We start from the raw sequence: 16,495 nt of genomic DNA, 5'->3' as shown, positions 1-16,495 counted from the left end.
TTTTTATGAGTGCGAATACCGAAGCTCAAGGAAGCGGGCGCAGCCTGGAAGTGTTAAAGTGGGTAGCGGTGGCTATACTACTGGTGGTTGCGATCGTCGGTAATTATTATTATCGTGATTTTAGCTTACCCCTGCGAGCGCTGGCTGTCGTGCTGATTATCGCTATTGCGGGTGGTGTTGCCTTAATGACGGTGAAAGGTAAATCGACCGTTGCGTTTGCGCGAGAAGCGCGTACAGAAGTACGTAAAGTGATTTGGCCGACCCGCCAGGAAACGTTACATACCACGTTAATCGTCGCCGCGGTGACTGCCGTGATGTCACTGATCCTGTGGGGACTGGATGGTATTCTGGTCCGTCTGGTATCGTTTATTACTGGCCTGAGGTTCTAAGATGTCCGAAGCTCCTAAGAAACGTTGGTACGTCGTTCAGGCGTTTTCCGGTTTTGAAGGTCGCGTGGCGCAATCCCTACGCGAATATATTAAATTGCATGATATGGAAGAACTGTTTGGCGAAGTCATGGTGCCGACGGAAGAAGTCGTTGAGATTCGCGGCGGTCAGCGCCGCAAGAGCGAGCGTAAATTCTTCCCGGGTTATGTACTGGTTCAAATGGTCATGAATGACGCCAGTTGGCATCTGGTGCGCAGCGTGCCGCGCGTGATGGGCTTTATCGGCGGCACCTCGGATCGTCCCGCCCCTATCAGCGACAAAGAAGTCGACGCGATCATGAATCGCCTCCAGCAGGTGGGTGATAAACCGCGGCCGAAAACCTTGTTTGAGCCGGGTGAGCTGGTGCGGGTCAATGACGGCCCGTTTGCGGATTTCAACGGCGTGGTGGAAGAAGTGGATTACGAAAAAAGCCGCTTGAAAGTCTCGGTGTCGATATTCGGTCGCGCCACACCGGTTGAGCTTGACTTCGGCCAGGTTGAGAAAGGCTGATAACGTCCAGCACAAATCACATACAACTTGCCTTAGGTGCGGAATTGAACTAGAATTTCGCGCCTTTCGTTTTTTATGTACCCTCGGTATTTCTGCCCTCGGTACAGAAAAAAAATTATCAATGGGGAGCCTTGACCGGCGCTATCACCCGCTAGAGGAAATTTAAATGGCCAAGAAAGTACAAGCCTATGTGAAACTGCAGGTTGCTGCTGGCATGGCTAACCCGAGTCCGCCGGTTGGTCCGGCACTGGGCCAGCAGGGCGTTAACATCATGGAATTCTGTAAAGCGTTCAATGCCAAAACAGAAGGCGTTGAAAAAGGCCTGCCGATTCCGGTTGTTATCACCGTCTATTCTGACCGTTCTTTCACCTTCGTTACCAAAACCCCGCCGGCAGCCGTGTTGCTGAAGAAAGCCGCTGGCGTTAAATCCGGTTCTGGTAAGCCGAATAAAGAAAAAGTCGGTAAAGTGACGCACGCCCAGATCCGCGAAATCGCGGAAACCAAAGCGGCGGATATGACGGGTGCCGATGTGGAAGCGATGTCTCGCTCCATCGAAGGTACTGCTCGTTCCATGGGCCTGGTAGTGGAGGATTAAGAAATGGCTAAACTGACCAAGCGCATGCGTGTTATCCGCGACAAAATTGATTCCACCAAGCAGTACGAAATCAATGAAGCCGTTGCTTTGCTGAAAGAGCTCGCCACCGCCAAGTTTGTCGAAAGCATTGATGTTGCAGTAAACCTGGGCATCGACGCGCGTAAATCCGATCAGAACGTCCGTGGCGCCACGGTGCTGCCGCACGGTACCGGCCGTACTGTTCGCGTTGCCGTGTTTACCCAGGGCCCCAATGCCGAAGCTGCCAAAGCAGCAGGCGCCGACCTGGTGGGCATGGACGACCTGGCCGATCAGATCAAGAAAGGCGAGTTCAACTTTGATGTTGTTATCGCCTCCCCTGACGCCATGCGCGTTGTGGGTCAATTAGGCCAGATCCTCGGGCCGCGCGGCCTGATGCCTAACCCGAAGGTGGGTACCGTGACCCCGAACGTCGCTGAAGCGGTTAAAAACGCTAAAGCCGGCCAGGTGCGTTATCGCAACGACAAAAACGGCATTATCCACACCACTATCGGTAAAGTTGACTTTGATACCGATAAATTGAGAGAAAACCTGGAAGCCCTGCTGGTTGCGCTGAAAAAAGCCAAACCGACTCAGGCTAAAGGTATTTATATCAAGAAAATCAGTCTTTCCACCACCATGGGTGCTGGCGTGGCTGTGGATCAAAGCGGTTTGGCAACGGTTACTGCTTAATTGCCTCTTTACCCGGGCGCAAGATTCGTCTAGAATCGAACGCCCGTTGTTTCATCAATGGCTGATTTACGCCAGGATGGAATAAAGAATTTTCGGTTGGAGCTTGGCCTATCCAAGCCTCCGTCCAAGACCGCAGGTGTGTTTATACCCTTTAAAGATGACGGGTAAACACTTAATCGTCCTGCGTAGACGGTGACAGAGCCTGAATAACATATTCGTTTGCTGGATTCTGCTCACCGTGTATCGACGTTTGACCCCATAAGGGGAGTAAACGATGTGAGTCCCGGGGAATTTTCCCCCGGATAAATCCAGGAGCACAAGCTAATGGCATTAAATCTTCAAGACAAACAAGCGATTGTTGCTGAAGTCAGCGAAGTGGCCAAAGGCGCGCTGTCTGCTGTCGTTGCGGATTCTCGCGGCGTTACAGTGGGTAAAATGACTGAACTGCGTAAAGCAGGTCGTGAAGCCGGCGTATACATGCGTGTTGTTCGCAACACCTTGCTGCGTCGCGTCGTGGAAGGCACTCCGTTTGAATGCCTGAAAGACACGTTTGTCGGTCCGACCCTGATTGCATTTTCTAACGAACACCCGGGCGCAGCCGCTCGCCTGTTCAAGGCTTTTGCCAAAGAAAACGCAAAATTCGAGGTTAAAGCAGCAGCCTTTGAAGGTGAAGTTATCACGGCGGCCAATATCGATCGCCTGGCAACTCTGCCGACTTACGATGAAGCTATCGCACGCCTGATGTCGGCCATGAAAGAAGCCTCCGCAGGCAAACTGGTCCGTACTCTTGCTGCACTGCGCGATCAGAAAGAAGCGGCTTAATTGCCGGTGGCTTTCGGTTGCTATTGCGAACGTATAAACACTTTCTGAATCTTAGGAATAATTGTTATGTCTATCACTAAAGAACAAATTCTGGACGCAGTTGCTGAAATGTCCGTTATGGACGTGGTTGAACTGATCTCCATGATGGAAACCAAATTCGGCGTTTCTGCCGCCACCGCGGTTGCTGTTGCTGCCGGCCCGGCTGAAGTTGTTGAAGAAAAGACCGAATTTGACGTTGTCCTGACCGCTATCGGCGGTAACAAGGTATCCGTTATCAAAGCCGTTCGTAGCGCCACCGGTCTGGGCCTGAAAGAAGCCAAAGACCTGGTTGAATCCGCTCCGGCGACCATGAAAGAAGGCGTTAACAAAGACGACGCCGAAGCTCTTAAGAAAGCCCTGGAAGAAGCGGGTGCTTCTGTTGAGATCAAATAAGACCTTTTGTACGGCAGCCTGATTCTAGGCTGATGGCTGGTGACTTTTGGGTCACCAGCCTTTTTGCGCTGTAAGGCGTCAGTGGGATTTCACACTATTTAACCACTGATTAACCTCAATATCTTTCTCTATCGACGACTTAATATACTGCATCTCCTGTAAAACCTCCCTGGTTTAACAAAATGCAATGAAATGGTTTAAGAGTGATAGAAACAGGTATTGCGGAAGGCATTGTCGCTTTCCGAACGAATACATACCCGGTAGATGTCGAGTTGCAGGGTATAAAATAGTGTTGCATGACCTGTCCTATTAGGGCGGACAGAGTGGGTCACTGATCAGCGAGCTGAGGAACCCTATGGTTTACTCCTATACCGAAAAAAAACGCATTCGTAAGGATTTTGGGAAACGTCCCCAAGTGTTGGACATCCCATATCTCCTTTCTATACAGCTTGACTCGTTCCAGAAGTTCATCGAGCAAGATCCGGAAGGTCAGTACGGATTGGAAGCAGCATTCCGTTCTGTGTTCCCCATTCAGAGCTACAGCGGCAATTCGGAGCTGCAATATGTCAGTTACCGTCTAGGCGAGCCTGTATTTGATGTTAAAGAGTGTCAAATCCGCGGCGTCACGTTCTCCGCACCGTTGCGCGTTAAACTGCGTCTGGTGATTTACGAACGCGAAGCCCCGGAAGGCACGGTAAAAGACATCAAGGAACAGGAAGTCTACATGGGTGAAATACCGCTCATGACCGACAATGGGACCTTTGTGATCAACGGGACGGAGCGTGTTATCGTTTCCCAGTTGCATCGCAGCCCCGGCGTATTCTTTGATAGCGATAAAGGTAAGACGCATTCGTCCGGCAAAGTGCTGTACAACGCGCGCATCATTCCTTACCGTGGTTCCTGGCTGGATTTTGAGTTTGATCCGAAAGACAACTTATTCGTCCGTATCGACCGCCGCCGCAAATTGCCCGCCACGATCGTTTTGCGGGCTTTGAACTATTCCGCGGCGCAGATCCTGGAAACGTTCTTCGATAAAGTCATTTATGAAATCCACGATAATAAACTGCAGATGGAACTGGTTCCTGAGCGTTTACGTGGTGAAACCGCCTCGTTTGATATCGAGTCCAACGGTACCGTTTACGTTGAGAAAGGCCGCCGTATCACCGCGCGCCATATCCGCCTGCTGGAAAAAGACGGTATCGATAAAATCCAGGTGCCGGTTGAGTACATCATCGGTAAAGTGGTGGTCAAAGATTACATCGATGAAAGCACCGGTGAAATCATTTGTCCGGCCAACATGGAACTGACATTGGATCTGCTGGCGAAACTGAGCCAGGCAGGACACAAGCGTATTGAAACGCTGTTTACCAATGATTTGGACCATGGCTCTTATATTTCCGAAACCTTGCGCGTCGATCCTACCAGCGATCGCCTGAGCGCCCTGGTGGAAATCTACCGCATGATGCGTCCCGGCGAACCGCCGACCCGCGAAGCGGCTGAAAACCTGTTCGAGAACCTGTTCTTCTCCGAAGATCGCTACGACCTCTCCGCCGTGGGCCGTATGAAGTTCAATCGTTCGCTGCTGCGCGAAGAGATTGAAGGTTCCGGAATCCTCAGTAAGCTCGACATCATCGAAGTGATGAAGAAGCTGATTGATATCCGTAACGGCAAGGGTGAAGTGGATGATATCGATCATCTCGGCAACCGTCGCATCCGTTCCGTGGGCGAAATGGCGGAAAACCAGTTCCGCGTCGGCCTGGTGCGTGTTGAGCGTGCCGTGAAAGAGCGCCTGTCGCTGGGGGATCTCGATACCCTGATGCCGCAGGACATGATCAACGCCAAACCGATTTCCGCCGCAGTGAAAGAGTTCTTTGGTTCCAGCCAGCTGTCTCAATTTATGGACCAGAACAACCCATTGTCGGAAATTACCCATAAACGGCGTATCTCCGCATTGGGCCCAGGCGGTTTGACCCGTGAACGCGCGGGCTTTGAAGTTCGAGACGTGCATCCGACCCATTACGGCCGCGTGTGCCCCATCGAAACGCCTGAAGGTCCGAATATCGGTTTGATCAACTCGCTGTCCGTCTATGCGCAGACCAATGAATACGGCTTCCTTGAAACGCCGTATCGCCGGGTGCGCGAAGAAGTGGTCACCGATGAGATCCATTACCTGTCCGCCATTGAAGAGGGCAATTTCGTTATTGCCCAGGCCAATACCGATCTCGACGAAGAAGGCCATTTCGTTGACGATTTGATTACGTGCCGCAGCAAAGGCGAATCCAGCCTGTTCACTCGCGATCAGGTGGACTATATGGACGTTTCAACCCAGCAGATCGTTTCGGTGGGTGCGTCGCTGATTCCGTTCCTGGAACACGATGACGCCAACCGTGCGCTGATGGGTGCGAACATGCAACGTCAGGCCGTTCCTACGCTGCGTGCCGACAAGCCGCTGGTAGGTACCGGTATGGAACGCGCCGTGGCGGTCGACTCCGGTGTCACCGCGGTCGCCAAACGCGGCGGTACCATTCAGTATGTCGATGCGTCTCGTATCGTGATTAACGTCAATCCTGATGAAATGGTGGCGGGCGAAGCGGGCATCGATATCTACAACCTGACCAAGTATACCCGTTCCAACCAGAACACCTGCATCAGCCAGATGCCGTGCGTGTCCCTGGGTGAACCGGTTGAACGCGGCGATGTGCTGGCCGACGGTCCGTCCACCGATCTGGGTGAACTGGCGCTGGGTCAGAACATGCGCGTGGCGTTCATGCCGTGGAACGGCTACAACTTCGAAGACTCCATTCTGGTTTCCGAACGTGTGGTCCAGGAAGACCGTTTTACCACGATTCATATCCAGGAGCTGGCCTGCGTGTCCCGCGATACCAAGCTGGGGCCTGAAGAAATCACCGCCGATATCCCGAACGTGGGTGAAGCGGCGCTTTCCAAGCTGGACGAATCCGGCATTGTCTACATCGGCGCGGAAGTGACCGGTGGCGATATCCTGGTGGGCAAAGTGACGCCGAAGGGCGAAACCCAGCTGACCCCGGAAGAAAAGCTGCTGCGCGCCATCTTTGGTGAAAAAGCGTCGGACGTCAAAGATTCGTCGCTGCGAGTGCCGAACGGCGTGTCCGGTACGGTTATCGACGTGCAGGTCTTTACCCGCGACGGCGTGGAAAAAGACAAACGTGCGCTGGAAATCGAAGAGATGCAGCTCAAGCAGGCCAAAAAGGACCTGACGGAAGAGCTGCAGATTTTTGAAGCCGGTCTGTTTGCCCGTATCCATGACGTGCTGGTGTCCGGCGGCATCGAAGACGAGAAGCTGTCCAAACTGACGCGTGAGCGTTGGCTGGAGCTGGGTCTCGGCGACGAAGACAAGCAGAATCAGCTTGAGCAGCTGGCGGAACAGTACGACGAACTGAAAACCGTGTTCGAGAAGAAGCTGGAAGCGAAACGCCGCAAGATCACGCAGGGCGATGACCTGGCTCCGGGCGTGCTGAAAATCGTCAAGGTATACCTGGCGGTCAAGCGCCAGATTCAGCCGGGCGACAAGATGGCCGGCCGGCACGGGAACAAGGGTGTTATCTCCAAGATCAACCCGATCGAGGATATGCCTTACGATGAAAACGGCGTGCCGGTGGATATCGTACTGAACCCCTTGGGTGTACCGTCTCGTATGAACATCGGCCAGATCCTGGAAACCCATCTGGGCATGGCGGCTAAAGGTATCGGCGACAAGATCAACGCCATGCTGAAAAAGCACGAGGATGTGGCGAAGCTGCGCGAGTTCATCCAGAAAGCCTACGATCTGGGGGATGATGTCCGCCAGAAAGTGGATCTGGCCACCTTCAGCGATGACGAAGTGCTGCGTTTGGCGGAGAACCTGAAGAAGGGTATGCCCATCGCGACACCGGTGTTTGACGGCGCCAAAGAAAAAGAAATCAAGGAATTGCTGCAATTGGGCGGTCTGCCTACTTCCGGTCAGATTACCTTGTTTGACGGCCGTACCGGCGAGCAGTTCGAGCGGCAGGTTACCGTGGGCTACATGTACATGCTGAAACTCAACCATTTGGTTGATGACAAGATGCATGCGCGTTCCACCGGTTCCTACAGCCTGGTCACCCAGCAGCCGCTGGGCGGTAAGGCGCAGTTCGGCGGCCAACGCTTTGGTGAGATGGAAGTATGGGCACTGGAAGCGTATGGCGCGGCCTATACCCTGCAGGAAATGCTGACTGTCAAGTCGGATGATGTTAACGGTCGTACCAAGATGTACAAAAACATCGTGGATGGCAATCATACGATGGAACCAGGCATGCCGGAGTCCTTTAACGTGTTGCTGAAGGAAATCCGCTCTCTGGGCATCAACATCGAGCTGGAAGAAGAGTAATTTAACCCCTATGGCTTTCCGGCCGCAGGAAGATGGCAAGTGAGCGAGCCCGATGAGCTTACCTAGGTAAGTGATTCGGGTGAGCGGGTACAGCCGGCGCATCTGCGGTTTGAAAGATGACGGGGGGTTCGGCTCGGGTGCGTTCGCACCGGTTATCAGGGCGCCTGAGCGTTTCAGGCGCCTAACAGGTCTAACTCCGACAGGAGCCAATCCGTGAAAGATTTACTTAAGTTTCTGAAAGCACAAACCAAGACCGAAGAGTTTGATGCGATCAAAATTGCTCTGGCCTCGCCAGATATGATCCGTTCCTGGTCGTTCGGCGAAGTGAAGAAGCCGGAAACCATCAACTACCGTACGTTCAAACCTGAACGCGACGGGCTTTTCTGCGCTCGTATTTTCGGGCCGGTTAAAGATTACGAATGCTTGTGCGGTAAGTACAAGCGGTTGAAGCACCGCGGCGTGATTTGTGAAAAATGCGGTGTTGAAGTGACCCAGACCAAAGTGCGCCGCGAGCGCATGGGTCATATCGAGCTGGCTTCGCCGACAGCGCATATTTGGTTCTTGAAATCGTTGCCTTCGCGCATCGGTTTGTTGCTGGATATGCCGCTGCGTGATATCGAGCGCGTGCTGTATTTTGAATCTTATGTGGTGGTTGAAGGCGGCATGACCAACCTGGAGCGCCGCCAGATCCTGACTGAAGAACAGTATCTGGACGCCCTGGAAGAGTTTGGTGATGAGTTTGACGCCAAGATGGGCGCCGAAGCCATTCAGGCCCTGTTGAAAAACATGGACCTGGAAGCGGAATGCGAAACCCTGCGTGAAGAGCTGAATGAAACCAACTCCGAAACCAAGCGCAAGAAGCTGACCAAGCGTATCAAGCTGCTGGAAGCATTCGTTCAGTCCGGTAATAAACCGGAATGGATGATCCTGACGGTGCTGCCGGTGTTGCCGCCGGATCTGCGTCCGCTGGTGCCGCTGGACGGCGGCCGTTTTGCCACCTCCGATCTGAACGATCTCTATCGCCGGGTGATAAACCGTAACAACCGTTTGAAACGTCTGCTGGATCTGGCTGCGCCGGATATCATCGTACGCAATGAAAAACGTATGCTGCAGGAAGCAGTGGATGCGCTGTTGGATAACGGCCGTCGCGGTCGCGCCATTACCGGTTCCAACAAGCGTCCGCTGAAATCCCTGGCCGACATGATCAAAGGCAAGCAGGGGCGTTTCCGTCAGAACCTGCTGGGTAAACGCGTCGACTATTCCGGTCGTTCCGTGATTACCGTGGGTCCGTACCTGCGTCTGCATCAGTGCGGCCTGCCGAAGAAGATGGCGCTGGAACTGTTCAAACCCTTCATCTACGGCAAGCTTGAGCTGCGTGGCCTCGCCACCACCATCAAAGCCGCCAAGAAAATGGTTGAACGCGAAGAAGCCGTGGTCTGGGATATCCTGGATGAAGTTATCCGCGAACACCCGGTGTTGCTGAACCGTGCGCCGACTCTGCACCGTCTGGGTATCCAGGCGTTTGAGCCGGTGTTGATTGAAGGTAAAGCCATTCAGCTTCACCCGCTGGTGTGCGCGGCGTACAACGCCGACTTCGACGGTGACCAGATGGCCGTTCACGTACCGCTGACGCTGGAAGCCCAGTTGGAAGCCCGTGCGCTGATGATGTCCACCAACAACATCCTGTCGCCGGCCAACGGCGAGCCGATTATCGTTCCGTCCCAGGACGTGGTGCTGGGTCTGTATTACATGACCCGCGACCGGGTGAACGGTAAAGGCGAAGGCATGGTCTTGACCGGGCCGAAAGAAGCGGAGCGCATCTATCGGGGTGGTATCGCCGAGCTGCATGCGCGCGTCAAAGTGCGTATCACAGAGTATGCCAAGAACGAAGACGGCGAGCTTATTGAAAATACCCACATCGTCGACACCACCGTAGGCCGTGCGATTTTGTGGATGATCGTGCCGAAGGGATTGCCGTTCGCCCTGGTCAATCAGGCGCTGGGTAAGAAAGCCATCTCCAAGATGTTGAATACCTGTTATCGCGTGCTGGGCCTGAAGCCTACGGTTATCTTCGCCGACCAGATCATGTATACCGGTTTTGCCTATGCGGCCCGTTCAGGATCGTCGGTAGGTATCGATGATATGGTTATCCCGGCCAAGAAAGCGGGGATCATCGAAGAAGCCGAAGCCGAAGTGGCCGAAATCCAGGAGCAGTTCCAGTCTGGTTTGGTGACCGCCGGCGAACGCTACAACAAGGTTATCGATATCTGGGCCGCGGCTAACGAACGTGTTGCCAAGGCGATGATGGATAACCTGTCCACCGAATCGGTGATTAACCGAGACGGCGTGGAAGAGCGCCAGGTTTCCTTCAACAGCATCTTTATGATGGCCGACTCCGGCGCCCGTGGTTCGGCGGCACAGATTCGCCAATTGGCGGGTATGCGCGGCCTGATGGCCAAGCCTGACGGCTCCATCATTGAAACGCCTATTACCGCGAACTTCCGTGAAGGCCTGAACGTACTCCAGTACTTCATCTCCACTCACGGTGCTCGTAAAGGTCTGGCGGATACCGCGCTGAAAACGGCGAACTCCGGTTACCTGACCCGCCGTCTGGTGGACGTGGCGCAGGATCTGGTGGTTACCGAGGACGACTGCGGCACCCATGCCGGTGTTACCATGACCCCGGTTATCGAGGGCGGCGATGTTAAAGAGCCGCTGCGCGAACGTGTGCTGGGACGTGTTACCGCTGAAGACGTACTGAAACCGGGTACCGCCGATATACTGGTGGAACGCAATACCCTGCTGAACGAACAATGGTGTGATGTCCTGGAAGAGAACTCCGTGGATACCATCAAGGTTCGCTCGGTGGTGACCTGTGAAACCGACTTCGGTGTGTGCGCCAACTGCTACGGCCGTGATTTGGCCCGCGGGCATCTGGTGAACAAGGGTGAATCCATCGGTGTTATCGCCGCGCAGTCTATCGGCGAGCCGGGCACCCAGTTGACCATGCGTACGTTCCACATCGGTGGTGCCGCTTCCCGTAATGCCGCCGAATCGAGCATTCAGGTGAAAAACAAGGGTACCGTGCGGTTGAATAACGCCAAGTTTGTTATCAACGGCGCCGGTAAACTGGTGATCACTTCCCGTAACACGGAACTGAAACTGATCGATGAATTCGGCCGTACCAAGGAAAGCTATAAAGTGCCTTACGGCGCGGTCATGGGCAAAGGTGACGGTTCTGAAGTGTTGGGCGGCGAAACGGTTGCCAACTGGGACCCGCATACCATGCCGGTTATCACTGAAGTAAGCGGCTTTATGCGCTTCACCGATATGATCGACGGCCAGACCATTACCCGCCAGACCGATGAGCTGACCGGCTTGTCCTCTATCGTGGTGCTGGATACGGCTGAACGTACCGGTGGCGGTAAAGACTTGCGTCCGGCGCTGAAAATCGTTGATGCCAGCGGCAATGATGTACTGATTCCGGGCACCGATATGCCGGCCCAGTACTTCCTGCCGGGTAAAACCATTGTCCAGTTGGAAGACGGTGTGCAAATCACCGGCGGGGACACTCTGGCGCGTCTGCCGCAGGAATCCAGCGGTACCAAGGATATTACCGGTGGTCTGCCGCGCGTTGCCGATTTGTTCGAAGCGCGCCGGCCGAAAGAACCGGCTATCCTGGCGGAAATCAGCGGTATCGTATCCTTCGGTAAAGAAACCAAAGGCAAACGTCGCCTGGTGATTTCGCCGGTGGACGGCAGCGATGCTTACGAAGAGATGATCCCGAAATGGCGTCAGCTTAACGTATTTGAAGGCGAACGCGTGGAACGCGGCGACGTGATCTCCGATGGACCGGAATCGCCCCATGACATTCTGCGTCTGCGCGGCGTGCATGCGGTGACCCGCTACATCGTTAACGAAGTGCAGGACGTCTACCGTCTGCAGGGCGTTAAGATTAACGATAAGCATATCGAAGTTATCGTTCGTCAGATGTTGCGTAAAGCCACCATCGTCAACGCCGGCGGCACCGACTTCCTGGAAGGCGAACAGGCTGAATATTCACGGGTCAAGATTGCCAACCGCCAGCTGGCGGAGGACGACAAGATCGAAATGACCTTCAGCCGGGATCTCTTGGGTATAACCAAGGCATCCCTGGCCACGGAGTCCTTTATCTCCGCGGCATCGTTCCAGGAAACAACGCGGGTGCTTACTGAAGCCGCCGTTGCCGGGAAACGTGATGAACTGCGCGGTCTGAAAGAGAACGTGATTGTCGGCCGACTGATCCCTGCCGGGACCGGTTATGCCTACCATCAGGATCGTGCCCGTCGCCGCGCCCTGGGCGAAGTGCCGGTTGTACCGTCGGTCACCGCTGATGAAGCCTCCGCCAATATGGCGGAACTGCTGAATGCGGGCTTAGGCGGTAATAACGATAAATAATCGTTATTGCAGCAACGCAATAGCCGTCCCTTAGGGGGCGGCTTTTTTTTGAGGTTAAGATTATTTAAGTTAACGTGCTTCTTATTGTATATAAGCAGATATTCATCATGAGACAATAAGCTAAAAAGTAATTATATACACTTAGTAAATATAAAACGCCTGAATTTACCCCTTGTTTTTTGGTGTTCTATTGCCTCATTGGAAAAATAACACCCAAGTTCCTTTTAATAAATATCATAATTTCATCAAGATGTTTTTCTTTTCAATCTAGATAATGTGATTACGAATAATATATTTTCAAAAGCTGAAAATATTCCTATTACGTGAATCGTGATTCATTATTTTATAAATAAATAAAATTCATATTTGTGAAGTTATTTCTTGATTGCGGGGCGCACTGAAAAGCACGCCCTGCATCATTAAAAGGAGAATTTAATGCCAGGTAAACCTCCATATCCTTCATCCGATAATAATACCGGTTCGTGCCGGTCATTTGCCTCAAGTCGTCAGAATTTCCCTTTGTGGCGACCTGTTGCCTGGGCAATCATTGCGGCGCAGGTCATGTTACCCCTCGGTGTGGCTTTTGCTCCGGCGGGGGCGGCATCCGTCGCCGCCTCGGTAGAGAAGCCGGCCAAGAACGTTCTATTGAATAATGACGATTCATCGACCGCGCAAGAATCCATAGAAAATAAAATCGCCGGGGGAGCCATGTCGGCAGGCCACCTGCTGACTGCGCAACAGAGCGATAAAGCGGCGCTTGGTATGGCGCGGTCGGCGCTGGCAGGCGGAGCAGGCCAATATGCCAAAGACTGGTTTGATCAATTCGGCACCGTGCGGTTACAGCTCAATCTCAATGAGCGATTCAAACTGGACAATAGTGCGCTGGATCTCTTGGTGCCGTTATATGAAAATCAGGATGCCATGGTATTCAGCCAATGGGGGATACGGAATAAAGATCACCGCAATACCGGTAATATCGGCGGCGGCGTGCGAACCTTTCACGGCGATTGGATGTACGGGCTAAATACTTTTTATGATAATGAATTCACCGGTAAAAATCGCCGGGCCGGAATCGGCGCGGAAGCCTGGACCCATTACCTGAAATTATCGGCCAACAGCTATTTCCGCTTGAGTAATTGGCGCCAATCGCGGGATTTCGAGGATTATAACGAACGACCGGCCAACGGTTATGACCTGCGTGCCGAGGCTTTTCTGCCGTCGCATCCGCAATTGGGCGGCAAGCTGATGTATGAAAGCTATCGCGGCGACGAGGTAGCGTTATTTGGCAAAAACAATCGGCAAAGAGATCCCTATGCGTTTACCCTAGGGCTTAATTACACGCCTTTTCCGCTATTAACCCTTGGTGGCGAGCATCGCCAGGGTAAGAGCGGGCAGCAGGATTCCCGTATCAATCTGCAAATCAATTACCGGCTCGGGGATTCGTGGCTTGCCCAGGTGGACCCATCGGCTGTGGCGGCCGGGCGAACCCTGTCCGGCAGCCGTTATGACCTGGTGGAGCGCAACAATCATATCGTTCTGGACTATCAAAAGCAGGAGGTTATCCGCCTGCTGATGCCGGAACAATTGAACGGGAATTCCGGCCAACAACTCATCATTACTGCCCAGGTTACCGCAACCCATGCCTTGGACCGTGTAGAGTGGAACGCTACGGAATTGATCGCCGCCGGCGGTTCCATCACGCAATCGGCGCCCCATATCCTGTCGGTCACTTTGCCGCCCTATCTGCCCGCCGGCGCGACAAACCGGTATACCATTGGCGCAACGGCCCATGATAAAAAAGGCAATGCTTCAAACCCTGCCTATACCCGGCTTACGGTGTCCGGCCAAGGCATCAGCCTGGCGTCGACGCCCACCACGGCAATGCCGGACAGACTACCGGCGGATGGTATTTCCACCAGCCTGCTATCCATCACTTTGAGGGATGAGACCCTTCAGCCGGTGAGTGGAATGGCGGATGCGCTGACGATGGACATAACGTTTGAAACCGGTGACGGCGAACCCTTCGCGGCGGCAAGCGCCGGCGTTTCCGGCGCCGCGCCGGCGGCGGGTGCTATCAGTGAAACCGCCGTCGGCGTCTATTCGGCCACCCTCACCGCCGGCAGCCATCCGGGACGGGCGGTCATTACTCCGATGATTCACGGACAAGCGTTGAAGCCAATCAACGTTAGCCTGCGGTCGGTAGGCTTGGATCGTAGCCTTTCAAGGCTTGATATCAGCAGCGACAGCATTCTTGCCGATGGCGCCGAACAGGCGACGGTAGTCTTCAGCGCCAAGGATGGTTCCGGCAATGACCTTACCGGCCTCGGTCCGAGATTGGTGTTTGATATGACGCCGTTAGAGGGTGCTGTGTTGACCGATATAAGTGAAGATAACGGTAGCTACAGCAGCTCTTTGAAGGGCACTCAACCGGGGGAGGTGACCATTACGCCGGTTCTGGACGGCGTTAAGATGGTGGCTTTAGCTAAAACCGTCCGCCTGCGCGATGCCCAGGCATATGAAGGCCATTCCGATTTCAGCGTGGACGAGGATACGCTTACGGTGGGCAAGGGCTTCACTATGCTGAGCTTCACCGCCAGGGATAAGAGCGGGGAGCCGGTGAAAGGGTTGGCGGAGCGCTTGGCATTTATCGCTGCGCCATCAGCGGGGATCTCGATTTCAGACATTGTGGAGAGCGACGGGAATTATACCGCCCGGCTGAGCGGACTCAGAGCGGGTAGGGTAGAGGTGGCGCCGTCAATCGACGGCCAGCAGTTAAGCGGCTTGATGAAAAAGGTTACCTTAACGCCAGGCCCGTTCAGCGAGCTTTATCCCTCCTTCAGCATCAGCGCAGACAAGCTTATCGCCGATGATGAAGATAGCGTAGAGCTTAGACTGATACCGCGGGATGAATATGGCAACGTGACCAAAACTGTAGGTAGAATCTACTTTCATCTTTCATCGATAGCGGGTTTTAGACAAGAAAATGCGCAGTTTGATGACAATGGGACCTACGTTGCCAAATTGTTCGGTACCGTGCCGGGAAATTATACGATAACGCCGGCGGTTGAAGGCGATCGTTTGGAGAGTCTGAGTAAACCCATCACCCTTATGGCGGTGGAGGTGGATACAACCGAATCAGCCTTTGAAATCGATAAGGATACGCTGGCGGCGGATAATACCGAGACCGCAACGCTGACATTTTTTGCCAAGGATGCGCGGGGCCGCCCGATAACCGGTATGGGAGCCCGGCTTGCCTTCAACGCCTCGCCGGAGGAAAATATTACCCTTTCAGCCTTAAGCGAGAGCGGCGGCGTGTATACCGCCACCGTGCGGGGCGCTAAACCCGGCATAGTCAGCTTCGCCCCCAAAGTGGACGGTGCCCAAATCAGCGCAATGTCGAAAGAGCTGAACTTCACTCCCGGCGGCATTGATTTAAAAATCAGTGTGGACAAGGCGGAGGCAAAAGCTAAAGCCGGCGAGCAGATGATGTTGACGGTGGCAGCCACTCTTGAAGACGGTTCGCCGGCCGGGGATGTGCTCATCGATATTCACTCCCTTGACGCCGTCAATCGGCAAAACAGATCGGAAAGCGTCACGCTGTTGATTAACGATGCGCCAAAATATGAAGGCAGAGTGGTGATGGCGACGGGTCAAATCAGCATCCCGTTAACCGACCCCTCGGGCAAAGGGGTTAAGACCACCATTGAGGTCACCGCGCGCGATGGAAAAACCGTGACAAAAGACGTGATATTTACCGTAGCCACCAGCCCCGACGTCCCGGTGGCCAATTATTATGGCCATATGGCGGAGTCCATCGGCGGTATCCAGCGGCCCAGGCTTGCCTCAGAATTCACCAGCGGCGGCAGTGAGAGTTTCAACAACGAAAATTGGGCAGTGGCGCGTTATCCGCTGGCAAGCACATACTGCACATTGCCGTCCTTTACTTCTCTGGATGCAGCCTATAGTTCGATGCGTTCGAGCGGATGGCCTTTATCACCCGGCGGCTTTACCTGGTCTGGTACGGCAGCCTCTATTGTTATAACCGGGCCGGCCGTCGAAGCTCTTAACAACCAGAACGGACAGAAATTGCTCATGGAGACATCCGGCGAGAACGAGGGATTTGTGGCATGCGCCAGTTGAAAACGGTTCCGCTTCGTAAAATAAAGTAACGCAGGAAAATC

At 53.9% G+C, this 16,495-nt stretch carries 9 protein-coding genes; all 9 read left to right on the top strand.

Annotated elements, in window-relative coordinates:
• Window positions 1–5: 5 nt before the first annotated feature.
• The 9 genes from secE to ACL2XO_RS26890 all read left to right on the top strand — a co-directional run bounded on the left by secE (window position 6) and on the right by ACL2XO_RS26890 (window position 16,454).
• Window positions 6–389: a preprotein translocase subunit SecE gene (secE, locus tag ACL2XO_RS26930; protein WP_132924429.1), complete on the top strand. Its 384-nt coding sequence runs from the start codon at window positions 6–8 to the stop codon at window positions 387–389.
• Between the two features lies 1 nt (window position 390).
• Window positions 391–936 (top strand): transcription termination/antitermination protein NusG, encoded by a 546-nt coding sequence (gene nusG, locus ACL2XO_RS26925; protein ID WP_132924431.1) that lies wholly within the window; start codon window positions 391–393, stop codon window positions 934–936.
• 166 nt (window positions 937–1,102) lie between these two features.
• A complete protein-coding gene (rplK, locus tag ACL2XO_RS26920) occupies window positions 1,103–1,531 on the top strand; it encodes a 50S ribosomal protein L11 (RefSeq protein WP_132924433.1) in 429 nt (142 codons plus the stop codon).
• A gap of 3 nt (window positions 1,532–1,534) precedes the next feature.
• Entirely contained in the window at window positions 1,535–2,239 is a 705-nt protein-coding gene (rplA, locus tag ACL2XO_RS26915) for a 50S ribosomal protein L1 (protein ID WP_132924434.1), read from the top strand.
• A gap of 324 nt (window positions 2,240–2,563) precedes the next feature.
• A complete protein-coding gene (gene rplJ, locus ACL2XO_RS26910) occupies window positions 2,564–3,061 on the top strand; it encodes a 50S ribosomal protein L10 (protein WP_132924436.1) in 498 nt (165 codons plus the stop codon).
• Window positions 3,062–3,127: 66 nt separating this feature from the next.
• On the top strand, window positions 3,128–3,493 hold the full coding sequence (gene rplL, locus ACL2XO_RS26905; protein ID WP_132924438.1) for a 50S ribosomal protein L7/L12: 366 nt from the start codon (window positions 3,128–3,130) through the stop codon (window positions 3,491–3,493).
• A 355-nt stretch (window positions 3,494–3,848) separates the two neighbouring features.
• Window positions 3,849–7,877, top strand: a complete 4,029-nt coding sequence (gene rpoB, locus ACL2XO_RS26900) for a DNA-directed RNA polymerase subunit beta (protein WP_132924440.1) — start codon at window positions 3,849–3,851, stop codon at window positions 7,875–7,877.
• 213 nt (window positions 7,878–8,090) lie between these two features.
• Complete coding sequence (gene rpoC / locus ACL2XO_RS26895; protein ID WP_132924442.1) at window positions 8,091–12,314, top strand: DNA-directed RNA polymerase subunit beta'; 4,224 nt, start codon at window positions 8,091–8,093, stop codon at window positions 12,312–12,314.
• Window positions 12,315–12,875: 561 nt separating this feature from the next.
• Window positions 12,876–16,454 carry an inverse autotransporter beta domain-containing protein gene (locus tag ACL2XO_RS26890; RefSeq protein WP_413741939.1) on the top strand — a complete coding sequence of 1,193 codons (3,579 nt, stop codon included), beginning with the start codon at window positions 12,876–12,878 and terminating at the stop codon, window positions 16,452–16,454.
• Window positions 16,455–16,495 lie beyond the last annotated feature (41 nt).

This window comes from Sodalis sp. RH15, assembly GCF_047324255.1.
Classification (GTDB): Bacteria; Pseudomonadota; Gammaproteobacteria; order Enterobacterales; family Enterobacteriaceae; genus Acerihabitans; species Acerihabitans ligni.
The sequence above is the reverse complement of the archived record's forward strand: the minus strand, read 5'-3'. Positions and strand labels throughout refer to the sequence as shown.